A 23,359-nucleotide genomic window follows, 5' to 3' on the forward strand; every position below is an offset into this window, starting at 1 on the left:
GTGTGTTCGATATCAGGTACACCACCCATCCCTGTGGGAGCGAGCCTGCTCGCGAAGGCTGTATCGGCCGCCACATTTTCAGCGCGTCGGACACCGCTTTCGCGAGCAGGCTCGCTCCCACAGGGTTTCCATGGGGTTCAAGGTTTGCGCTGTATCAAGCAAACGATAATTCCTCTTATTCAAACCCCCTCGCCCTGTTAGACTTTGCGCCTTTATTTTTGCCCGTCCGCAGGATGTCTGATGCCCTCGCTGCCTCTTCGCTTGTCCGCACTGTTGCTGGCCCTGGGCCTGAGTGCCTGCGATGACGCCCCGCGTTTCACCAAGGCCGAGCCCGGTGAAGCGCGTTCCGGCGGTGCGGCGACCGTGCGCAAGACTGATCAGAATGCGTTCTCGCTGCCCTCGGCGAACCTGCCACCGTCGCGGCGGGTGGACTTCAGCGTCGGTAACAGCTTCTTCCGCAGCCCGTGGGTGATCGCGCCGTCGACCACCACCGCACGCGATGGCCTCGGCCCGTTGTTCAACACCAACGCCTGCCAAAACTGCCACATCAAGGACGGACGCGGTCATCCGCCAACGCCGGATGCGGCCAACGCGGTGTCGATGCTGGTCCGGTTGTCGATTCCCGATGCGCCGGAATTTGCCAAAGTCATCGAGCAAGTCGGCGTGGTGCCAGAGCCGGTCTACGGTGGCCAGTTCCAGGACATGGCCGTGCCCGGCGTCGCGCCGGAAGGCAAAGTGCGCGTCGACTACACGCCGGTGCCGGTACGGTTCAAGGATGGCAGTGAAGTCGAACTGCGCAAACCGGTATTGCAGATCACTCAGCTCGGCTACGGCCCGATGCACCCGGACACGCGTTTTTCCGCACGCGTCGCGCCGCCGATGATTGGCCTCGGCCTGCTCGAAGCGATCCCCGAAGAAGCGATCCTCGCCAACGCCGCCGCACAGGCCAAAGCGAAAAACGGTATCAATGGTCGCCCCAATCAGGTCTGGGATGACGCATTGCAAAAAACCGTCATGGGCAGATTTGGCTGGAAGGCCGGGCAACCGAACCTCAATCAACAGAATGTTCACGCGTTTTCGGGTGATATGGGCCTCACGACCAGCCTGAGACCGTTCGATGACTGCACCGACGCGCAAATCGCCTGCAAACAGGCGCCGAACGGCAATGGCCCGAACGGTGAGCCGGAAGTCAGCGATAACATTTTGCGTCTGGTGCTGTTCTACAGCCGTAACCTCGCCGTACCTGCACGTCGTGGCATCAACGATGAACAGGTACTGGCCGGCAAGAACCTGTTTTTCCAGGCCGGCTGCGATTCGTGTCACACACCCAAATACACCACCGCCGCCAACGCGGCCGAACCTGAACTGGCCAATCAAGTGATTCGCCCGTACAGCGATCTGCTGCTGCATGACATGGGCGACGGTCTGGCCGACAACCGCTCGGAATTCCAGGCCTCCGGCCGCGATTGGCGCACGCCGCCGTTGTGGGGGATTGGCCTGACACAAGCAGTCAGCGGTCACACCCAGTTTTTGCATGACGGTCGCGCGCGCAATCTGCTCGAAGCGGTGCTCTGGCACGGCGGCGAAGCACAAGCCGCGCAGCAGCAGGTTTTAGCTTTCAACGCCGAGCAGCGTGCCGCGCTGCTGGCGTTTTTGAACTCACTTTAAACACTGATAAAGAATCGGGAGCCCGACATGTTCCGTCCCAAGCTACTGTTCACCAGCCTTGCCGCGCTCGCCCTCGGCGCCTGCTCGCCGCAGGATCCGCAAGCGGTCACCTCGGCGGCCATCGCCAAATCGGTGATCCTGCCGACCTATACCCGTTGGGTCGAGGCCGACAAGCAACTGGCGGTCAGCGCCCTCGCCTACTGCCAGGGCAAAGAAACCCTGGAGACCGCCCGCGCCGACTTCCTGCACGCGCAGAAAGCCTGGGCCGAGCTGCAGCCGTTGCTGATCGGGCCGCTCGCTGAAGGCAACCGCTCGTGGCAAGTGCAGTTCTGGCCGGACAAGAAAAACCTCGTCGGCCGTCAGGTCGAGCAACTGGTCGTTGCGCAGCCGCAAATCGATGCCGCCGGTCTGGCCAAATCGAGCGTCGTCGTGCAAGGCCTGTCGGCGTACGAATACATCCTCTTCGACGCCAAGCCTGACGTCGCCAACGCCGAGCAGAAAGCCAAGTACTGCCCTCTGCTGATCGCCATCGGCGAACGTCAGAAGCAACTCGCCGAAGAGATTCTGGCGAGCTGGAACAACAGCGACGGCATGCTTGCGCAGATGACCAAGTTCCCCAACCAGCGTTACGCCGATTCCCACGAAGCGATCGCCGATCTGCTGCGTGTGCAAGTGACCGCGCTGGACACCCTGAAGAAAAAACTCGGCACGCCAATGGGCCGCCAGAGCAAGGGCGTGCCGCAGCCGTTCCAGGCTGATGCCTGGCGCAGCCAGTCTTCGTTGACCGCGCTGGAAGCCAGCCTCGCCGCCGCCAAAACCGTGTGGGAAGGCGTCGACAACAAAGGCCTGCGCGGTCTGTTGCCGGCTGAGCAAAAGCCGTTGGCTGACAAGATCGATGCCGCTTATGCCGCTTCGCTGAAACTGTTCGGCAGCACTCAGCGTTCGCTCGGCGAAATGCTTGAAGACGACGCCGGTCGTCAGCAACTGAACGACATCTACGACAGCCTCAACGTCGTCCATCGCCTGCACGAAGGCGAACTGGCCAAGGCGCTGGGTATCCAACTGGGCTTCAACGCCAACGACGGTGACTGATGAGGGCAAGTGCCATGCTGCGACGCCAGGCTTTGGCTTTAGGTAGTGCGCTGCTGGGAGCAGTGACGCTGGGCGGCTGGACGCTGTTCAAACGCAAGGATCAGACCCCGCTGCTGCTGTCGGCGCGCGACGACACCGACGGCAAGCACTACGCCGTCGGTTATCGGCTGGACGGCACGCGCGTGTTCGCCACCGAAGTCGGCCAGCGTTGCCACGACATCATCAACCACCCGACGCAGCCGATTGCACTGTTCGTCGCGCGTCGTCCGGGTACCGAGAGTTACCTGATCGATCTGCGCGACGGCACGTTGCTGCAGACGCTGACCTCGCAGCCAAACCGGCATTTCTACGGGCACGCCGTGGTGCACAAGGACGGCGAATACCTGTACGCCACCGAGAACGACACGACCGATCCTGGGCGTGGATTGCTCGGCGTGTACAAGTTCGAAGGCGAGCGGCTGGTGCACAGCGGTGAGATTTCCACCCACGGCCTCGGCCCGCATCAGGTGTCGTGGATGCCCGACGGCGAGACGCTGGTGGTGGCCAATGGCGGGATTCGTACCGAGGCGGAAAGCCGCGTCGACATGAACCTCAGTGCCATGGAGCCGAGTCTGGTGCTGATGCAGCGCGACGGTACGTTGCTGAGCAAGGAAACCCTCGCCCAGCAGATGAACAGCGTGCGCCATCTGGGTATCGCCAGCGACGGCACCATCGTCGCCGGCCAGCAATTCATGGGCGCGTCGCATGAGCGCTCGGAGTTACTGGCGATCAAGCGTCCGGGGCAACCATTCGTGGCGTTCCCGGTACCGGAGCAGCAGTTGCAGTCGATGGGGCATTACACCGCCAGTGTGGCGGTGCACAGCGATTTGCGCCTGGTCGCGCTGACGGCGCCGCGTGGCAACCGCTTCTTTATCTGGGATCTGGACAGCGGCGAAGTACGCCTTGATGCGCCGTTGCCGGATTGCGCCGGTGTCGGTGCGGTGCAGGACGGTTTCGTTGTGACGTCCGGCCAAGGCCGTTGCCGCTACTACGATTGCCGTCAGGATGAGCTGCTGGCCAAGCCGCTGGAATTGCCGGCGGGGCTCTGGGACAACCATCTACACCTGATGGCCTGAACCGCTAGTCAAAGTTGACACCGTCCCTGTGGCGAGGGGATTTATCCCCGTTCGGCTGCGCAGCAGTCGCAAAACCATCCGACGCGGTTTAGCAGACAGACCGCGTTCGCAGGTTTTGGGGCGGCTTCGCCACCCAACGGGGATAAATCCCCTCGCCACAGGGGTCATGTCGTCTGAAGTGTAATAAGTGGCAGTTGGATTCCCTGCCTGTCTCGGAGTAATGTTCGCGCCTGTCTCACCTGATTTATCCAAGGAACTGGAAATATGCTGCGTCGCCGCATGCTGATCATGTTGGGTGTTGTTTTGCTGATCGTCCTCGTGCTGGGCGGGTACAAAGCCTTTTCGATCTACACGATGATCCAGGGCTTTTCCAAGCCGAAACCGCCGATCAGCGTCGCCGTGGCCCATGCCACCGAGCAACCGTGGCAGATGCGCTTGCCTACCGTCGGCACACTGAAGGCGCTGCAAGGCGTCGAGCTGAGCCTGGAAGTGGCCGGCACCGTCACCGAACTCAAGTTCGAATCCGGACAGAAGGTCAAGGCCGGCCAGCCGCTGCTGCAACTCGACAGCGCCGTCGAGACCGCCCTGCTCGAAACCGCAAAAGCCGACCTCGGTCTGGCGCAACTGGACTTCGGCCGTGGCGCGCAACTGGTCGACAGCCGCGCCATTTCCAAGGGTGAATACGACCGTCTCTCCGCCGTGCTGCAAAAGAACAAGGCTACGGTCAATCAGCTCAACGCCTCGCTGGCGAAAAAACGCATCGTCGCGCCGTTCAGCGGCACCATCGGCATCCGTCAGGTCGACATCGGCGACTACCTCGCCAGCGGTACCAAAATCGCCACGCTGCAGGATTTGAGCAGCCTCTACGCCGACTTCTACCTGCCCGAACAATCGGTGCCGAAACTGGCCATCGGCCAACCCGTACAGATCTCGGTTTCGGCCTACCCCGGGCAAAACTTCGCCGGCAAGATCAGCGCGATCAACCCGATCGTCGAAAGCACCACGCGCAACATTCTGATCCGCGCCACCCTGGGCAACCCCGACGGCAAACTGCTGCCGGGCATGTTCACCAGCCTTGAAGTGCTGCTGCCCGATCCGCAGAAACACATCGTCGTGCCGGAAAGCGCGATCACCTACACCCTCTACGGCAACTCGATCTACGTGGTCGGGCAGAAGAAGGCCGAGGACGGCAGCGTCGAAAAGGATGACAAGGGCCAACCGGTGCTGATCGCTGAACGCCGCTTCATCGAAACCGGTGAACGCCGTGATGGCCTGGTGATGATCAACAAGGGCGTGCAGAGCGGCGAACAAGTGGTGACGGCCGGCCAGATCAAACTGGACAACGGCGCGCACATTGCCATCAGCGACGACAAGACCCTCGGCGAGCAGAACAGTCCGCCTCGCGCCGACTGATCAAGGAATCCCCATGGCTTTTACTGATCCGTTCATCCGCCGCCCGGTGCTCGCCACTGTGGTCAGCCTGTTGATTGTGTTGCTCGGCTTTCAGGCCTGGAGCAAGTTGCCGCTGCGCCAATACCCGCAAATGGAAAACGCCCTGATCACGGTGACCACCGCTTACCCCGGGGCCAACGCCGAAACCATTCAGGGCTACATCACCCAGCCGATGCAGCAGAGTCTGGCCAGCGCCGAGGGCATCGATTACATGACCTCGGTCAGCCGGCAGAACTTCTCGGTGATTTCGATCTACGCGCGCATCGGCTCCAACACCGACCGCTTGTTCACCGAGTTGCTGGCCAAGGCCAACGAGGTCAAAAACAAGCTGCCGCAGGACGCCGAAGACCCGGTGCTGAGCAAGGAATCCGCTGACGCTTCGGCGCTGATGTACATCAGTTTCTTCAGCAAGGATTTAAGCAACCCGCAGATCACCGACTACCTGTCGCGGGTGATCCAGCCAAAACTGGCGACCCTGCCGGGTATGGCCGAAGCGGAGATTCTCGGCAATCAGGTGTTCGCCATGCGCCTGTGGCTCGACCCGATAAAACTCGCCGGTTTCGGTCTCAGCGCCAGCGACGTGACCAACGCCGTGCGCCAGTACAACTTCCTCTCCGCCGCTGGCGAAGTAAAAGGCGAGTACGTCGTCACCAGCATCAACGCCAACACCGAGCTGAAGTCGGCCGAGGCCTTTGCGGCGATTCCGCTCAAGGTCAGTGGCGACAGCCGCGTGCTGCTCAGCGATGTCGCGCGGGTGGAAATGGGCGCGGAAAACTACGATTCGATCAGCTCGTTCGGCGGCACGCCGTCGGTGTACATCGGCATCAAGGCGACACCGGGCGCCAACCCGCTGGACGTGATCAAGGAAGTGCGCAAGCTGATGCCCGAGCTGGAAGCGCAACTGCCGCCGAACCTGAAAAGCGAGATTGCCTACGACGCCACGCTGTTCATTCAGGCCTCTATCGATGAAGTGGTGAAAACCCTGTTCGAAGCGGTGCTGATCGTCATCGTCGTGGTGTTCCTGTTCCTCGGTGCGCTGCGTTCTGTGGTGATCCCGGTGGTGACCATTCCGCTGTCGATGATCGGCGTGATGTTCTTCATGCAGATCATGGGTTACTCGATCAACCTGCTGACGTTGCTGGCGATGGTGCTGGCCATCGGGCTGGTGGTGGACGATGCGATTGTCGTGGTGGAGAACATCCATCGGCATATCGAGGAAGGCAAGACGCCATTCGAGGCCGCGCTTGAGGGCGCGCGGGAAATCGCCATGCCGGTGGTGTCGATGACCATCACGCTGGCGGCGGTGTACGCGCCGATCGGCTTTCTCACCGGGCTGACCGGGGCGCTGTTCAAGGAGTTCGCGCTGACCCTGGCCGGTGCGGTGGTGATCTCCGGGATCGTCGCCCTGACCCTGTCGCCGATGATGTGCGCCTACTTGCTGCGCCACGAACAAAACCCCACAGGCCTGGCGCATCGCCTCGACCGGATCTTCGACAGCCTCAAGCGCCGCTACCAGAGCATGCTCCACGGCACGCTGAACACGCGGCCGGTGGTGCTGGTGTTTGCGGTGATCGTGTTGTGCCTGATCCCGGTGTTCCTCAAATTCACCAAATCGGAGCTGGCGCCGGACGAAGACCAAGGCATCATTTTCATGATGGCCAACGCGCCGCAGCCGACCAACCTCGATTACCTGAGCACCTACACCGACGAATTCATCAAGATCTTCAAGGAATTCCCGGAGTACTACTCCTCGTTCCAGATCAACGGCTACAACGGTGTGCAGGCGGGCATCGGTGGTTTCCTGCTGAAACCCTGGAACGAGCGCAGCCGCACGCAGATGCAGATCCTTCCCGAGGTGCAAGGCAAACTGGGGAACATCCCGGGCCTGCAGATTTTCGGTTTCAACCTGCCCTCCCTGCCCGGCACCGGTGAAGGTTTGCCGTTCGAATTCGTGATCAATACGGCCAACGATTACGAACTGCTGCTGCAAGTGGCCGACCGGATCAAGAAACGTGCGATGGAGTCGGGCAAGTTCGCCTTCGTCGACCTTGATCTGGCGTTCGACAAACCGGAAGTGGTGGTCGATATCGACCGCGCCAAGGCTGCGCAGATGGGCGTGTCAATGCAGGATCTCGGCGGCACGCTGGCGACGCTGCTCGGTGAGGCGGAAATCAATCGTTTCACCATTGAAGGGCGCAGCTACAAGGTTATCGCCCAGGTCGAACGGCCGTACCGCGACAACCCGGACTGGCTGAACAATTATTACGTGAAAAACACTCAGGGCGAATTGCTGCCGCTGTCGACGCTGATCAAGGTCAGCGACCGCGCCCGACCGCGCCAGCTCAACCAGTTCCAGCAACTCAACGCGGCAAAGATTTCCGGTTTCCCGCTGGTGAGCATGGGCGAAGCCATCGACACCGTGCTGCAGATCGCCCGCGAAGAAGCGCCGGCCGGCTTCGCCTTCGACTATGGCGGCGCATCAAGGCAATTCGTCCAGGAAGGCAGCGCCTTGTGGGTGACGTTTGCCTTGGCGCTGGCGATCATTTTTCTGGTGCTGGCGGCGCAGTTCGAAAGCTTCCGTGATCCGTTGGTGATTCTGGTGACGGTGCCGTTGTCGATCTGCGGCGCATTGATTCCGCTGTTCCTCGGCTGGTCGAGCATGAACATCTATACCCAGGTCGGGCTGGTCACGCTGATCGGTCTGATCAGCAAGCACGGGATCCTGATCGTCGAATTCGCCAACCAGTTGCGCAAGGACAAAGGCCTGACGGCACGTGAGGCGGTGGAGGAAGCGGCAGCGATTCGGCTACGGCCGGTGCTGATGACCACGGCGGCGATGGTGTTTGGCATGGTGCCGTTGATTCTGGCCACCGGTGCGGGGGCGGTCAGCCGCTTTGATATCGGCATGGTGATTGCGACAGGGATGTCGATCGGCACGTTGTTCACGCTGTTCGTCCTGCCGTGCGTTTACACCCTGCTGGCAAAACCCGATCCCAAACCAACCGCGTAACCCCTGTAGGAGTGAGCCTGCTCGCGATAGCGGTGTGCCATTCAAATCATTATTAACTGACAGGCCGCTATCGCGAGCAGGCTCACTCCTATACGGGATCTGTGTCGTCTCGGGCATAAAAAAAGGCCTCGCATCTGCGAGGCCTTTCATTTTGGCTTCAATCGGTTCAACTCTGCGGCCTCATCCCTTGGGAAAGCCCGAACATGAACAACAATAAATCATGGTCGGGTTTAGTCGCCACGGAGGCTTTCGCCACCCGTGGCATTGCGCAGTGGGCGTCGTCTACTGACGCGCCAACAACCTGCATGCGGGGCTGCTCCCAAGCCGCCACCGCCAATGATGCAACTGCCAAGGCTCCAACCAGAAACAAACCTCGTGCAATTTCTAGTTTCATCGCTATAAACCTTTGATAGCGCTGCCAAACGCCGTCTCATAAAAATAGACGAGTTTTTTCCAGTCCGTATCGCTGAACGACGAATGGCGGCGCAATTGCTTCATGTCATGGGAGGCGGCGCGATAAGCGGTCAGACGCTGGCGGCATTTCTCCAGGTCGATCAACGCTACTTCGACCTTGGCCGAATCGCCTTCGCCGGTTACCCGTACAAATACGTGTTTGATATAGATGCAGCTGTGCTGCCAACGGCCCTTGTGCATGCGCGCAAGGTTCTCGGCGAGGTCTTTGAGCACGCGTTCGTAAACGGCTTCGCCGTATTGCGCGCGACCACCCGCCGCTTCCCACTTTTCCAGTTCGTCAAAGCCGTCCAGCGACTTGGTCACCAGCAGCGCACGCCACTTGTACTGCGGATCAGGCTGCGCGCCGCAGAAGACGATTTCCGGCACGCGCACGCCAAGTTTGCTCACGCCGGTCAGGGCGTCCAGCTCACGCAACACCGTCGGGCGGCCGAACGGATGCAGCCAACTGCGGTAGATGTGTCCGGTCTGGCGTTTTGCATACAGCAATTGACCGTCACGCCCGATGACTCGTTGCACACCACTTTCGCCACCACGCCGCACGTTGGGTTCTTCTACCCACTCACCACGCTGGTTCCAGTAATAGTCAAAAAGATCCTGCGGAGCGACGTCCGTTTCTGCTGCAAATTGCACTGCCATCCCACTACCTCTTGCGTAATACGTAAACCCGCCACATGGCATAGAGCGGGATGAAATCCAGTTGTTCCTGTATGCGGAACCCTGCCTCTTCGAATTCTTTTTCCACCGTAACAGCCGGTAACACAAAACGGTTCTGGTAACCTTCCTGCCCACGCTTGGCCTCGGCCTTTTTGCGTTTCCAGGCCTTGAAGTTGCCATCCACCCACAGCGAAATGATCACGCTGTCGCGGGTGACGCGCTCGAATTCACGCAGAATGGCCCGTCGATGCTCGGCTTCACCGATGTGATGAAGCAAACGCATGCAAAAAATGCTGTCGACGGCGTTATCAGGCAAGGCAATGTCGAACGCAGAAGTGTGCAAGGGTTGTACCCGTTTCACCACATCCGCCGGTTGCGCTTGCATCGCCGTCCGGATCATCGACTCGGAGTTATCCGCACCGATGATCACCCGATTCGGTTTTTCCGCCAGCAATGGCCAGAAGCGCCCCGCACCGCACGGCAAATCCAGCACCAGACCCGGTTCACCGGCCAACGTCAGCGCCTTGCGGGCCAACTGTTCGTCGCGCCAATGTGACAACCGGCGACCGAGATCGGCTTGATGCTTGCGCAAATATTTTTGCGCGTGGTTGTCGTCGTACTTTTCGGAAAAATCGAGTTTGATCGGGCCGGCCATCACCAGGACTCCTGAATTGCTGATGTCACCACCTTAGGGAGCGGCATGTCAGCGTCAGGTCATCCATTTGTGAAAAAAATGTCCGGTAAACCCGCAAACTATTTCAAGGTTATACAGGATTTAGACAGGTTGGCGGGAGTGGCTGGGTGCCACCACCGCCTGTCAGTCTTTGCCCAGATCCACTTCGAAGCGACAGCCATTGGGCTCCATAGTGCTCAAAGTCACCGTCCAGCCCTGGTTCTCGCAGATGCGCTGCACCAGCGACAAGCCAAGCCCGAGACCTTCACCACGATTTTCGCTGCCACGGACAAATGGCTGGAACATCGCCTCGCGTTTCTCCTCGGGAATACCCACACCCGAATCCTCAACGACGAACCCGTTAGCTTTCAGCGTCAGGCGAATGAAGCCCTGCTCGGTGTAGTGACAGGCATTGCGCAACAGATTGCCCATCACTGCGGTCAGCAACGTGGCGTTGAAACAGGTATCCGGCGGGTTGCCGCGTTCGAACTGCAATTTCAGCCCTTTGCTTTCGATCGGCTCACGCCATACGCACAACAGATTGTCGGCGACATGCGCGAGATCGTGTTGCGGCGCCATGCCCGCATCTTCGCGCTGAGCACGGGCAAGCATCAGGAAGGTCTGCACCAGCTCGCGCATTTCCTCGCTGGCCCGGGCAATGCGCTCGACCTGCGAGCGGCCGCGTTGATCGATCGCCGGGTTTTCCATCAACAACTCACAAGAACTCGCCAGCACCATCAGCGGTGTACGCAACTCGTGGCTGACGTCACTGGTAAACAAGCGCTCGCGGGTCAGTGCCTGCCGCAGCCTGCCCAGCGTGGCGTCGAACGCCACCGCCAGTTCACCGACTTCATCAGCGGCGTAATCCGGCGCCAGCGGCGGCGCCAATCCGAGCAACTGGTCTCGGTGACGCACCTGCCGTGCGAGGCGCACCACCGGCGCCATCACTTTGCGCGCCAGCACCCAGCCGAGGAATACCGCCAGCGCCAGACTGAGCACGAAGCCCACCAGCACCACGGCAAACAGTACGCGCTCGCGCTCTTCAAAATCGCTTTGATCCTGCAGCAGCACATAACGGCGACCGTCGACGATTTCGACCATCGCGTGATACGACAGCTGCTCACGGAAGACTTCGTGGAAACCGGAATCGAGGTGACGCAAATCCTTCGGCAACTCGAAATCACCGGGGCCGCCGCTGAAATAGAACAACTGATCCGGCTCCGGCCGATGGCTCCAGTCCGAAACGTTGTCCATCAGGAGCAGGCGCTGCAAGTCGCCGCCCAGGCCTGCTGAAATCAGTTTTTCTTCCACCAGGTGCACGGTGGCGACGATGCCCATGGCGAAGGCTCCGGCCACCAGCGCGCTCATCAGCGCAAAGGCAATGATGATCCGCTGGGAAAGGCTTTGCTTAAACTCCATCACGCCCCTCGGCCAAGCGGTAACCGACGCCGTGCACGGTGTGCAGCAGCGGCTTGGCGAACGGTTTGTCGATCACTTGACGCAATTGGTGAACGTGGCTGCGCAGGCTGTCGCTGTCCGGGCAATCATCGCCCCACAGGGCCTCTTCGAGAATTTCCCGGCGCAACACATGCGGGCTCTTCTGCATCAACACCGCGAGCAGCTTGAGGCCGACCGGGTTGAGCTTGAGCAGCTTGCCTTCGCGGGTCACTTCGAGAGTGTCGAGATCGTAGCTCAGGTCACCGACCTGCAAGGCACGGCGTCCGCCGCCCTGCGCCCGGCGCATCACCGCTTCCACGCGCGCGGCCAGCTCGGACAAGGCAAACGGCTTGACCAGATAGTCGTCGGCGCCGGACTTGAAGCCCTGCAAGCGATCATCGAGTTGATCACGCGCGGTGAGCATGATCACCGGTGTATCGCGACGGGCGTCTTCGCGCAGGCGTTTGCACAGGGTGTAGCCGTCGATACCTGGCAACATGATGTCGAGCACGATCAGGTCGTAATGCTCGGTGGCGGCCAGATGCAGGCCCGACAGACCGTCCTGGGCGCAATCGACGGTATAGCCTTTGAGCCCCAGATAATCGGCCAGATTGGCCAGGATATCGCGGTTGTCTTCGACCAATAGAATTCGCATGGGCACTCCTCCGTACACAGTAACGGCCGTCATGGCCCGCGCAGCTTAAGGCCATCGCCAGCTCAGAGCTAGGGCTGAAAGCCGCGTAAATCAACTCTCTCAACCAAATTAAAGTCTTAACAAGTTTTTCACTATCGGTTCACAACCTGACTACAGTCACCAAGCGACACTCTCGCGCCATTAGATATAGGGAATGTAGACAATGGACTTTTTCAAGACGGCGCCCCTGCGCCTTTTGCTGCTGATCACCGGCGCCTGGCTGGTGATCTTTTCCGTAACCCGCGCCGTTTTGCTGCTGACGCATCTGGATGAGGCCGGTGGCGGAGCCTTTTCCGTGTTCGGCATCGGCCTGCTGTATGACCTCGGCTTTCTTGCCTATGCAGCATTGCCGATGGGCCTGTATTTGCTGCTGTGCCCGCCGGCGTTATGGCGGCGTCGCGGCCATCGCTGGTTTCTGCAAGGCCTGTTCACGGTCAGCCTGTTCGCCATGCTGTTCGTCTCGGTGGCCGAGTGGCTGTTCTGGGATGAGTTCGGCGTGCGCTTCAACTTTATCGCCGTCGACTACCTGGTGTATTCCGATGAAGTGCTGAACAACGTGCTGGAGTCGTATCCGATCGCTACGCTGCTGAGCATTCTGGCGCTGCTGGCGGTTGCCATCAGTTTTGCCCTGCGCAAGCCGTTCAATGCTGCACTGGACGCTCCGCTGCCGCCGTTGCGTCGACGTTTGCTCAATGCATTGGCATTGCTGCTGGTAACGGGGTTGAGCCTGCAACTGCTCAGCCAGGACGCTCCGCGCGCCCAAGGCGGCAATGCCTATCAGAATGAGTTGGCGAGCAATGGCCCTTACCAGTTCTTCGCCGCATTTCGTAACAACGAACTCGACTACACGCAGTTCTACAGCAGCCACGCGCCTGACGTGGTCGCCCGGCAGATTCGCGCCGAACTGAACGAACCCAACGCCCGCTTCATCGGCCAGGATCCGCAGGACATCCGCCGGATGATCGACAACCCTGGCACCGCGCGCACACCGAACATCGTCCTGGTGACCATCGAAAGCCTCAGCGCCAAGTATCTGGGCAGCAATGGTGACGATCGCAACCTGACGCCGAACCTCGATGCCCTGCGCAAGCAGAGCCTGTACTTCAACAATTTCTACGCCACCGGCACCCGTACCGACCGCGGTCTGGAAGCCATCACCCTGGCGATTCCACCGACGCCGGGCCGTTCGATCGTCAAGCGCATCGGTCGTGAAAGCGGCTTTGCCAGCCTTGGCCAGCAACTGAGTGCGGTGGGTTACGACAGCGTGTTTGTCTACGGCGGACGCGGTTACTTCGACAACATGAATGCGTTCTTCAGCGGCAACGGTTACCGCGTGGTCGATCAGAGCAGCGTCGATGAAGCCGACATTCACTTCAAGAATGCCTGGGGCATGGCCGACGAGGATCTGTACAAACAGACGCTGAAACTGGCCGATGCGGACTATGCGAAACAGCAGCCATTTTTGTTGCAGCTGATGACTACATCCAACCATCGTCCCTATACCTACCCGGATAATCGCATCGACATCAAATCCGGTAACGGTCGTGATGGTGCGGTGAAGTACACCGACTATGCGATCGGCCAGTTCCTTGAACAGGCACGGCAGAAACCGTGGTTCGACAATACGATCTTCATCTTCGTCGCCGACCACACTGCCGGGAGTGCGGGCAAGGAAGACTTGCCAATCGCCAACTATCAGATCCCGCTGTTCATCTATGCACCGAAGTTCATCGAGCCACGCGAGAACGGCCAACTGGCCAGCCAGATCGACCTTGCGCCGACGCTGCTGGGCCTGTTGAACCTGGATTACCAATCGACGTTCTTTGGCCGCAACCTGTTGCAGGACAATCCGCTGCCACCGCGCGTGGTGGTCGGCAACTACCAGCATCTGGGCCTGTTCGACGGCAAGAATCTGGCGATTCTCAGCCCGCGCCAAGGCCTGCGTCGCCATGACGATGCGCTGAGCGAAAGCCGTGAATCCCGGGCGACCAGCGATGATCCGCTGATCAGCCGCGCCATCACCTATTACCAATCTGCCAGTTATGGCTTCAAGCAACAGCTGCTTGGCTGGAAAGCACCCAAGGAGGGTGCCCCGCAAGTCAGCGAACGTTAATCGAACCGCCCCGGGCTGATGTTCCGGGGCGTTTTCTTTTATGCAGGATCCGACATGTCATCAAACGTTGTACGTCCCACCCCTCGCCCGCTGAATTGGTGGTTGTGCCTGGGGATTCCCGTTGTCGCGGCGATCATTCTGGTACTGCTGGAACTGACCGATCTGGACATGGATCTGGCCCGACTGTTTTACGACCCGGCGGCCGGCGATTTCATCGGGCGGCACAGTTACTTCCTCGAGAACATCCTTCACGACCGCGCCAAAGAAGTGGTGATCGGCTTTTCGGTGTTTGCGGTACTGGGTTTTATTGCCTCGTTTTTCATCGAACGACTGAAACCGTTCAAGCGGGAACTGGGTTGTCTGGTGTTGTCGTTGGGGTTGGCGACTTCGTTTGTCACGCCGATGAAAGCGGTGACTGCCGTGCAGTGCCCTTGGAGCCTGGAGCAGTTTGGCGGCCATGAGACTTACAGCAAGTTGATGGAACATCGTCCGCAGACCAACAAGCCGGGGCGTTGCTGGCCGGGTGGTCATGCCGCTACGGGGTTCACCTTGTTTGCGTTGTTCTTTGTATTGCGTGACCGTCGTCCGCGCCTGGCCAAACAGGCGTTTATCTTTGCCTTTGCCTTGGGTTCGGTGTTCTCGATCAGCCGAATGATGCAGGGCGCGCACTTTTTCTCGCACAACGTGTGGACGGCGATTTTCTGCTGGCTGATCTGTCTGGGGTCGTATTACTGGGTGTTGTATCGTCCGGCGGTGAGGGCCGAGACGGTCGTCAGAGCGCAACCAGTCGGCGCGTGAATGGAGGTTAAAAGATCGCAGCCTTCGGCAGCTCCTACAGATGTTCGCGATCCGCTGTAGGAGCTGCCGAAGGCTGCGATCTTTTGCCTGTGATCTTTTGAAGGGCAATAAAAAACCCCGCTGACTCGCGTCAGCGGGGTTTTTGCGTTACGGGGGTAAGGCTGGCTTACATCATGCCGCCCATGCCACCCATGCCGCCCATGTCTGGCATGCCGCCGCCAGCGCCGCCGTCTTTCTTCGGCGCGTCAGCTACTGCCGCTTCGGTGGTCAGGATCAGACCGCCGATCGACGATGCAGCTTGCAGAGCGGAACGGGTTACCTTGGTTGGGTCCAGGATGCCCATTTCGATCATGTCGCCGTATTCGCCAGTTGCGGCGTTGTAACCGAAGTTACCGGTGCCGTTCTTGACTTCGTTGACCACAACGCTTGGCTCGTCGCCGCTGTTGGCAGCGATCTGACGCAGCGGCGCTTCAACAGCGCGGCGCAGAACAGCGATACCGACGTCCTGATCAGCGTTGTCGCCTTTCAGGTCGTTCAGGGTTTGCAGAGCACGGATCAGCGCAACGCCACCGCCAGGTACCACGCCTTCTTCAACGGCTGCACGGGTTGCGTGCAGGGCGTCTTCAACGCGGGCTTTCTTCTCTTTCATTTCTACTTCGGAACCAGCGCCAACCTTGATCACTGCAACGCCGCCGGACAGCTTGGCCAGACGCTCTTGCAGTTTTTCACGGTCGTAGTCCGAGGAAGTTTCAGCAGCCTGGGCACGGATCTGAGTGATACGCGCCTGGATGTCTGCTTCAACGCCAGCACCGTCAACGATGATGGTGTTTTCCTTGGAGATGCTGACCTTTTTAGCGCTACCCAGGTTTTCCAGGGTTGCCGCTTCCAGGCTCAGGCCGATTTCTTCGGAGATAACGGTACCGCCGGTCAGAACAGCGATGTCCTGCAGCATGGCCTTGCGACGGTCGCCGAAGCCTGGAGCCTTGACGGCTGCGACTTTAACGATGCCGCGCATGTTGTTCACAACCAGAGTCGCCAGGGCTTCGCCTTCAACGTCTTCGGAAACGATCAGCAGCGGACGGCCGGCTTTGGCAACGGCTTCCAGCACTGGCAGCATTTCGCGGATGTTCGAGATCTTTTTGTCGACCAGCAGGATCAGCGGGCTGTCCAGCTCGGCAACCATGGTCTCTGGCTTGTTGACGAAGTACGGGGACAGGTAGCCACGGTCGAACTGCATGCCTTCAACAACCGACAGTTCGTTTTCCAGGCCAGTGCCTTCTTCAACGGTGATCACGCCTTCTTTACCGACTTTTTCCATGGCTTCGGCAATGATGTCGCCGATGGAGCTGTCGGAGTTGGCGGAGATGGTACCTACCTGAGCGATTGCCTTGGTGTCAGCGCAAGGCTTGGACAGGTTCTTCAGCTCTTTGACGATAGCGATGGTCGCTTTGTCGATACCGCGCTTCAGGTCCATCGGGTTCATGCCGGCAGCGACGGCTTTCAGGCCTTCGTTGACGATCGACTGAGCCAGAACGGTAGCGGTAGTAGTACCGTCACCTGCGTCATCGTTGGCACGGGAGGCAACGTCTTTGACCAGCTGCGCGCCCATGTTTTCGAAACGGTCTTCGAGTTCGATTTCTTTGGCGACGGAAACGCCGTCCTTGGTGATGGTCGGAGCGCCGAAGCTCTTCTCGATGATCACGTTACGGCCTTTCGGGCCCAGGGTCGCTTTTACTGCGTCAGCCAGGACGTTGACGCCCTTGAGCATTTTTTTACGGGCGGAATCGCCAAACAGAACTTCTTTAGCAGCCATGATCGATATTCCTTAAATACTTTGTAGTAGCGGGAAAATGAACGGGGGGTATCAGCCTTCGATAACAGCGAGGATTTCGTTCTCGCTCATTACCAGCAGGTCTTCGCCGTCGACTTTCACAGTGTTGCTGCCGGAGTAAGGACCGAACACAACCTTGTCGCCTTCCTTCACGGACAGTGCGCGCACTTCGCCGTTTTCCAGAGCTTTGCCCGGGCCTACAGCGAGAATCACACCGTGGTTGGCTTTTTCAGCAGCCGAACCTGGCAGGACGATACCGCCAGCGGTTTTCTTTTCTTCTTCGCTGCGACGGATTACGACGCGGTCATGCAGAGGACGAAGCTTCATTGTCGATCTCTCCTAATTGTGGTTTTCATCGGCCGGTGTATTCCCGGCGGGTTTAACAAATCCGGCCTTCGCCGGTTGCGCCTCGTCGAGCGAGACGCGGAAGACTGACTGGCGCAAATGCCAGAAACCTTTCGGTGACCGATACATAAGGGCGCATAAGCTTATTACAAGGGCGAGGCGAAAAATTTTTCACCGAGGCTCTGCACAAAAGCAGCCCACAAATGAACACGGCACCCGCAGGTGCCGTGTCGATAACGCAGTTACTTGGTGTCGCGGTGTTCGAACTCGCCTTCGATCACATCACCCTCGCGGCCCAGAGGCTGACGCGGTGCAGGACCGCCACGGGGTTGCAGGTCGTCGGCGAACGCACGCTGGCGCATGGCCTGTTCTTCGGCGCGCTGACGCATTTTGTTTGCCAGCAGACGACGGCTGAACGGCAGCAGCATGACCAGGCCGACCACGTCGCTGATGAAACCCGGCAGGATCAACAGACCACCGGCCAGTGCCAGCATCAGGCCTTCGAGCATGGTTTGCGCAGGCAATTCGCCGCGGTTCAGGCTTTCACGGGCACGCAATGCCGTGGCCAGTCCGGCGACGCGCAGCACGAACACACCGAACATCGAGCCGACAATGATCAGCAGCAGGGCCGGGAAAAACCCGATAGCCCCTGCCACTTTGACGAATACGAACAGCTCCAGCACCGGAAACAGCAGAAAGAGCAACAGAAAAGGGCGCATCAAAGTTTCCTCAACGCAAGAAATGCCTTGCAGTAAGCCTTAGATGACGTCGCCCTTTCGTGAATTCAAGCGTCAGCCAGCGCATTTTTTGGCCAGACCTCGGCGTGAGCCAGAGAAACCAAGGCTTCGCGCACTTGTGTCGGCGTATTACAAGGCGCTGGAAACGCCAGCCAGTACAGCGCCTGACCGATGCGCAGGTGCATGCCTTCGGTGTCGATGCCGGTCAGTTGCGCCGGCACGCTGTTCGGCAGACCGGCGAGCTCGACGTAGTGCGCGATGGCTTTGGTGTGATCGCTGTTCATGTGCTCGACCATGCTGATCTCGGCCTTGCCGGCAAACGGATTGGCCAGGGTCACTTGATCAACCCAGTGGATCGCGCCGAAACCGCCGATGTAACGATGACGCACCGGGGTCAGCACCCAGAAATCGAAATCGTGGGCTTTATGGTAGTTCTGCGAATCCGGGAAGTAGCGGTAGTAACGCTCGGCGGCAGCTTCGATAGCAGTGGCGTCTTCGAGCTTTTGCGCTTCAGCCAGATAAGTCAGGCGACCAACGGCTTGCACATCGTCGGCTTCGCGCTCCCCCACCAGCAGCGAGCACTTCGGATCTTTCTGCAGGTTGTGGGTGTGCTGGGCAATCCGGCTGATCAGGATCAGCGGGCGGCCCTGCTCGTCCAGGCAATACGGCACGACGGAGCCAAAGGGAAAACCGGGCATCGATTTGGAGTGGGTCGACAACACTCCGCGGTATTCCTTGAGAAGCAATTCTCGGGCATTCTTGGCCACTTCAACGCTCAATTTATGACTCCTTAAATAGAATCCGTCGCAAAAACGGACGGGCGCCCGAATAGAAGTTTCGGTCACGCCATCGGGAAATTCTCATGTGCAAGCCAGCCACGGCCGGTGCAGATCGAGAGGCGCTGATAACAAAAACTACTCAGACCTGCTATCGGGGCATGCGAATGCAACTCAACGACAAAGTAATCATTATCACGGGCGGTTGCCAGGGTTTGGGCCGCTCCATGGCCGAGTATTTCGCTGGCAAAGGCGCGAAGCTTGCGCTCGTCGACCTCAATCAGGAAAAACTCGACGAAGCGGTAGCGGCGTGTAAAGCCAAGGGCGTCGAGGCACGCAGCTATCTGTGCAACGTGGCCAATGAAGAACAGGTCGAGCACATGATCGCTCAGGTTGCCGCCGATTTCGGTGCGATCCACGGCCTGATCAACAACGCCGGGATTCTCCGTGATGGCCTGCTGTTGAAGGTCAAGGACGGCGAAATGACCAAGATGAGCCTGGCACAGTGGCAGGCGGTGATCGACGTCAACCTGACCGGCGTGTTCCTCTGCACCCGTGAGGTGGCGGCGAAAATGGTCGAGCTGAAGAACACTGGCGCGATCATCAACATTTCGTCGATTTCGCGGGCGGGCAACGTTGGTCAGACCAACTATTCGGCGGCCAAGGCTGGCGTGGCAGCGGCGACGGTGACCTGGGCCAAAGAACTGGCGCGTTACGGGATTCGCGTGGCGGGCATTGCGCCGGGCTTCATCGAGACCGAGATGACCCTGGGCATGAAGCCGGAAGCGCTGGAGAAGATGACCTCGGGGATTCCGCTCAAGCGTATGGGCAAGCCGGAAGAGATTGCGCATTCGGCGGCGTATATCTTCGAGAACGACTATTACACCGGGCGGATTCTGGAGATGGATGGCGGCTTGCGTATCTGACTGACAACACAAAACCAAATGTGGGAGCGGGCTTGCTCGCGAATACGGTGGGTCAGACAACATTTTCGTCGACTGACACACCGCTTTCGCGAGCAAGCCCGCTCCCACAGTTTTGTCCGGCGTTTACAGATAGATTTTAATCGTCGCTGATGGTGATGTTCGGCATCGCCGGCGTTGCCGCTTCCTGCAACACGATCCGTGCGCCGACGTGGCGGGCCAGTTCCTGGTAGACCATGGCAATCTGGCTGTCCGGCTCGGCGATCACCGTTGGCTTGCCGCCATCGGCCTGCTCGCGAATCAGCATCGACAATGGCAGCGAAGCCAGCAGCTCGACGCCATATTGGGTCGCCAGCTTCTCGCCCCCGCCTTCACCGAACAGATGCTCGGCATGCCCGCAGTTCGAGCAGATATGCACGGCCATGTTTTCCACCACGCCCAGTACCGGAATGTTGACCTTGCGGAACATTTCCACGCCTTTGCGCGCGTCGAGCAGGGCCAGATCCTGCGGTGTGGTGACGATCACCGCACCGGCCACCGGGACCTTCTGCGCCAGGGTCAGCTGGATATCGCCGGTGCCTGGCGGCATGTCGATGACCAGATAATCGAGATCGCCCCACGCGGTTTGCGTGACCAGTTGCAGCAGCGCGCCGGAAACCATCGGCCCGCGCCAGACCATCGGCGTGTTGTCGTCGGTCAGGAAGGCCATCGACATGACTTCGACGCCGTGGGCCTTGAGCGGTACGAACCACTTCTGGTCCTTGACCTCCGGGCGGGTGCGCTCGGGGATGCCGAACATGATGCCTTGGCTCGGGCCGTAGATATCGGCGTCGAGAATGCCGACCTTGGCACCTTCACGGGCCAGGGCCAGGGCGAGGTTGGCCGCAGTGGTCGACTTGCCCACGCCGCCCTTGCCGGACGCCACGGCGACTACGTTCTTGACGTTGGCCAGCCCCGGAATCTGCGCCTGAGCCTTGTGCGCGGCGATGACACTGTTCACTTCAACCTTGGCGATAACCACGCCGTCGAGATTTTCGATGGCCAGTTGCAGGAGTTGCGCCCAGCCGCTTTTGAACAGGCCGGCGGCGTAACCGATTTCCAGCTGCACATTGACGCGGTCACCGACAATCTCGATGTTCTTCACGCAACCGGCGCTGACCGGATCCTGATTCAGGTAAGGGTCGGTGTATTGGCTGAGGACGGCTTCCACCGCTGCGCGAGTGACGGCGCTCATGGGCAACTCCGATAACAAGACTGGGAAAAGATGCCGGGTATCCTACCTGAAAAGATCGCAGCCTTCGGCAGCTCCTACAGGGGATTATGTGTAGGAGCTGCCGAAGGCTGCGATCTGTTGATCTTTGCTATGACTCATCCAATGAAACAGGTGCACAGGGTGAAAAATATGCGCCAGCGCTTTATAGTGGCCGACCTCCGTTTCATCAAGTAGCGAAGCCCCACATGTCCGAACCACGCAAGATCCTCGTCACCAGCGCCCTGCCCTACGCCAACGGTTCGATTCACCTTGGCCATATGCTGGAATATATCCAGACCGATATGTGGGTGCGCTTCCAGAAGCATCGCGGCAATCAATGCATCTACGTCTGCGCCGACGACGCCCACGGTTCGGCGATCATGCTGCGCGCGGAAAAGGAAGGCATCACCCCGGAGCAACTGATCGCCAACGTGCAGGCTGAACACAGCGCCGACTTTGCCGAGTTCCTGGTTGATTTCGACAACTTCCACTCCACTCACGCTGAAGAAAACCGTGAGCTGTCGAGCCAGATCTACTTGAAGCTGCGTGACGCCGGGCACATCGCCCAACGCTCGATCACCCAGTATTTCGACCCGGAAAAGAAAATGTTCCTGGCCGACCGCTTTATCAAGGGCACTTGCCCGAAATGCGGCACCGAAGACCAGTACGGCGATAACTGCGAAAAGTGCGGTGCGACCTACGCGCCAACCGATTTGAAGGATCCGAAGTCGGCAATCTCCGGCGCCACCCCGGTGCTCAAGGATTCCCAGCACTTCTTCTTCAAACTGCCAGACTTCCAGCAAATGCTGCAGACCTGGACCCGCAGCGGCACCCTGCAAGACGCCGTCGCCAACAAGATCGCCGAATGGCTGGACGCCGGCTTGCAACAGTGGGACATCTCCCGCGATGCGCCGTACTTCGGCTTCGAGATTCCGGGTGAGCCGGGCAAGTACTTCTACGTGTGGCTGGACGCACCAATCGGCTACATGGCCAGCTTCAAGAACCTTTGCGACCGCACGCCGGATCTCGACTTCGATGCGTTCTGGGCCAAGGACTCCACCGCCGAACTGTACCACTTCATCGGCAAGGACATCGTCAACTTCCACGCACTGTTCTGGCCAGCGATGCTCGAAGGCGCGGGCTACCGCAAGCCGACCGGCATCAACGTGCACGGCTACCTGACCGTCAACGGCCAGAAGATGTCGAAATCGCGCGGCACCTTCATCAAGGCGCGTACGTATCTGGATCACCTGTCGCCGGAATACCTGCGCTACTACTACGCGGCCAAACTGGGCCGTGGCGTCGATGACCTCGACCTGAACCTCGAAGATTTCGTGCAGAAGGTCAACTCCGACCTGGTCGGCAAAGTGGTCAACATCGCCAGCCGTTGTGCCGGTTTCATCCAGAAAGGTAACGCCGGCCTGCTGGTCGACACCAATGCTGCGCCGGAGCTGACCGAGGCTTTCCTCGCTGCCGCGCCAAGCATTGCCGATGCCTATGAAGCCCGCGACTTTGCCCGTGCCATGCGTGAAACCATGGCCCTGGCCGACCGCGCCAACGCCTGGATCGCCGACAAGGCGCCGTGGTCGTTGAACAAGCAGGAAGGCAAACAGGATGAAGTCCAGGCGATCTGCGCCACCGCCATCAACCTGTTCCGCCAATTGGTGATCTTCCTCAAGCCGGTCCTGCCGTTGCTGGCCGCCGATGCCGAGGCGTTCCTCAACGTCGCCCCGCTGACCTGGAACGACCACACCACGCTGCTGGCCAACCACCAGTTGAACGAATTCAAGCCGTTGATGACCCGCATCGACCCGGTAAAAGTGCAAGCCATGAGCGACGCCTCGAAAGAAGACCTCACCGCCAGCCAGACCGACACCGGTGCAGCCGCCCCGGCCGGCAATGGCGAACTGGCCAAGGATCCGCTGTCGCCGGAAATCGACTTCGACGCCTTCGCGGCCATCGACCTGCGCGTCGCGCTGATTGTCAAAGCCGAACATGTGGAAGGTGCCGACAAGCTGCTGCGCCTGACGCTGGACATCGGTGACGAGCAACGCAACGTGTTCTCCGGGATCAAGAGCGCGTATCCGGATCCGTCCAAACTCGACGGTCGCCTGACCATGATGATTGCCAACCTCAAGCCACGGAAAATGAAGTTCGGTATCTCCGAAGGCATGGTGATGGCGGCCGGCCCTGGCGGTGAAGAGATTTACCTGCTGAGCCCGGACAGCGGCGCCAAGCCGGGTCAACGCATCAAGTAACACTCGGCGGTGAATCGATCCCACAGGCGTGCCCGGCATGCCTGTGGGATTTTTCAT

At 59.6% G+C, this 23,359-nt stretch carries 19 protein-coding genes; 9 read left to right on the plus strand and 10 right to left on the minus strand.

Annotated features, from left to right (window positions below):
- The first annotated feature begins 240 nt into the window (after nt 1–240).
- From C2E19_RS23485 to C2E19_RS23505, 5 genes are all read left to right on the plus strand, one after another.
- A complete protein-coding gene (locus C2E19_RS23485; RefSeq protein WP_129395297.1) occupies nt 241–1,668 on the plus strand; it encodes a di-heme oxidoredictase family protein in 1,428 nt (475 codons plus the stop codon).
- Nucleotides 1,669–1,695: 27 nt separating this feature from the next.
- Nucleotides 1,696–2,760: an imelysin family protein gene (locus C2E19_RS23490; RefSeq protein ID WP_129395298.1), complete on the plus strand. Its 1,065-nt coding sequence runs from the start codon at nt 1,696–1,698 to the stop codon at nt 2,758–2,760.
- Between the two features lie 14 nt (nt 2,761–2,774).
- The gene (locus tag C2E19_RS23495; RefSeq protein WP_129395299.1) at nt 2,775–3,875 is read left to right on the plus strand and encodes a DUF1513 domain-containing protein; all 1,101 of its coding nucleotides are present in this window, start codon (nt 2,775–2,777) and stop codon (nt 3,873–3,875) included.
- Between the two features lie 264 nt (nt 3,876–4,139).
- The gene (locus tag C2E19_RS23500; RefSeq protein WP_129395300.1) at nt 4,140–5,288 is read left to right on the plus strand and encodes an efflux RND transporter periplasmic adaptor subunit; all 1,149 of its coding nucleotides are present in this window, start codon (nt 4,140–4,142) and stop codon (nt 5,286–5,288) included.
- 13 nt (nt 5,289–5,301) lie between these two features.
- The gene (locus tag C2E19_RS23505; RefSeq protein ID WP_129395301.1) at nt 5,302–8,337 is read left to right on the plus strand and encodes a multidrug efflux RND transporter permease subunit; all 3,036 of its coding nucleotides are present in this window, start codon (nt 5,302–5,304) and stop codon (nt 8,335–8,337) included.
- Nucleotides 8,338–8,503: 166 nt separating this feature from the next.
- Here the strand turns inward: C2E19_RS23505 and C2E19_RS23510 are convergent, their stop codons facing one another.
- The 5 genes from C2E19_RS23510 to colR all read right to left on the minus strand — a co-directional run bounded on the left by C2E19_RS23510 (nt 8,504) and on the right by colR (nt 12,230).
- Nucleotides 8,504–8,731 carry a hypothetical protein gene (locus C2E19_RS23510; RefSeq protein ID WP_129395302.1) on the minus strand — a complete coding sequence of 76 codons (228 nt, stop codon included), beginning with the start codon at nt 8,729–8,731 and terminating at the stop codon, nt 8,504–8,506.
- 2 nt (nt 8,732–8,733) lie between these two features.
- Nucleotides 8,734–9,447, minus strand: a complete 714-nt coding sequence (locus tag C2E19_RS23515) for a lipopolysaccharide kinase InaA family protein (RefSeq protein ID WP_129395303.1) — start codon at nt 9,445–9,447, stop codon at nt 8,734–8,736.
- A 4-nt stretch (nt 9,448–9,451) separates the two neighbouring features.
- The gene (locus C2E19_RS23520; protein ID WP_129395304.1) at nt 9,452–10,120 is read right to left on the minus strand and encodes a class I SAM-dependent methyltransferase; all 669 of its coding nucleotides are present in this window, start codon (nt 10,118–10,120) and stop codon (nt 9,452–9,454) included.
- Between the two features lie 162 nt (nt 10,121–10,282).
- Nucleotides 10,283–11,557, minus strand: a complete 1,275-nt coding sequence (locus C2E19_RS23525) for a HAMP domain-containing sensor histidine kinase (RefSeq protein ID WP_129395305.1) — start codon at nt 11,555–11,557, stop codon at nt 10,283–10,285.
- On the minus strand, nt 11,547–12,230 hold the full coding sequence (gene colR / locus C2E19_RS23530; RefSeq protein ID WP_129395306.1) for a two-component system response regulator ColR: 684 nt from the start codon (nt 12,228–12,230) through the stop codon (nt 11,547–11,549). Before colR ends, C2E19_RS23525 begins: the two co-directional genes overlap by 11 nt.
- Before the next feature lie 202 nt (nt 12,231–12,432).
- On the opposite strand from colR, the gene C2E19_RS23535 reads away from it, so the two are divergent.
- Both C2E19_RS23535 and C2E19_RS23540 read left to right on the plus strand, forming a co-directional pair.
- A complete protein-coding gene (locus C2E19_RS23535; protein WP_129395307.1) occupies nt 12,433–14,382 on the plus strand; it encodes an LTA synthase family protein in 1,950 nt (649 codons plus the stop codon).
- 54 nt (nt 14,383–14,436) lie between these two features.
- Nucleotides 14,437–15,180, plus strand: coding sequence for a phosphatase PAP2 family protein (locus C2E19_RS23540; protein WP_129395308.1), 744 nt, complete (start codon nt 14,437–14,439; stop codon nt 15,178–15,180).
- 166 nt (nt 15,181–15,346) lie between these two features.
- Here the strand turns inward: C2E19_RS23540 and groL are convergent, their stop codons facing one another.
- From groL to C2E19_RS23560, 4 genes are all read right to left on the minus strand, one after another.
- Complete coding sequence (gene groL, locus C2E19_RS23545; protein ID WP_053123383.1) at nt 15,347–16,993, minus strand: chaperonin GroEL; 1,647 nt, start codon at nt 16,991–16,993, stop codon at nt 15,347–15,349.
- A 51-nt stretch (nt 16,994–17,044) separates the two neighbouring features.
- Entirely contained in the window at nt 17,045–17,338 is a 294-nt protein-coding gene (locus tag C2E19_RS23550; protein ID WP_007916610.1) for a co-chaperone GroES, read from the minus strand.
- Nucleotides 17,339–17,598: 260 nt separating this feature from the next.
- Complete coding sequence (locus C2E19_RS23555; protein ID WP_129395309.1) at nt 17,599–18,075, minus strand: FxsA family protein; 477 nt, start codon at nt 18,073–18,075, stop codon at nt 17,599–17,601.
- A 65-nt stretch (nt 18,076–18,140) separates the two neighbouring features.
- On the minus strand, nt 18,141–18,872 hold the full coding sequence (locus tag C2E19_RS23560) for a HugZ family protein (RefSeq protein WP_129395310.1): 732 nt from the start codon (nt 18,870–18,872) through the stop codon (nt 18,141–18,143).
- A 164-nt stretch (nt 18,873–19,036) separates the two neighbouring features.
- Here C2E19_RS23560 and C2E19_RS23565 point away from each other — a divergent pair, with 164 nt between their 5' ends.
- Nucleotides 19,037–19,795, plus strand: a complete 759-nt coding sequence (locus C2E19_RS23565; protein ID WP_129395311.1) for an SDR family oxidoreductase — start codon at nt 19,037–19,039, stop codon at nt 19,793–19,795.
- A gap of 136 nt (nt 19,796–19,931) precedes the next feature.
- Here the strand turns inward: C2E19_RS23565 and apbC are convergent, their stop codons facing one another.
- Nucleotides 19,932–21,026, minus strand: a complete 1,095-nt coding sequence (gene apbC, locus C2E19_RS23570; protein ID WP_008079385.1) for an iron-sulfur cluster carrier protein ApbC — start codon at nt 21,024–21,026, stop codon at nt 19,932–19,934.
- 224 nt (nt 21,027–21,250) lie between these two features.
- On the opposite strand from apbC, the gene metG reads away from it, so the two are divergent.
- Nucleotides 21,251–23,302 carry a methionine--tRNA ligase gene (gene metG, locus C2E19_RS23580; RefSeq protein ID WP_129395313.1) on the plus strand — a complete coding sequence of 684 codons (2,052 nt, stop codon included), beginning with the start codon at nt 21,251–21,253 and terminating at the stop codon, nt 23,300–23,302.
- Nucleotides 23,303–23,359 lie beyond the last annotated feature (57 nt).

It is taken from the genome of Pseudomonas sp. DTU12.3, assembly GCF_004124275.1.
Taxonomy (GTDB): domain Bacteria; phylum Pseudomonadota; class Gammaproteobacteria; order Pseudomonadales; family Pseudomonadaceae; genus Aquipseudomonas; species Aquipseudomonas helmanticensis.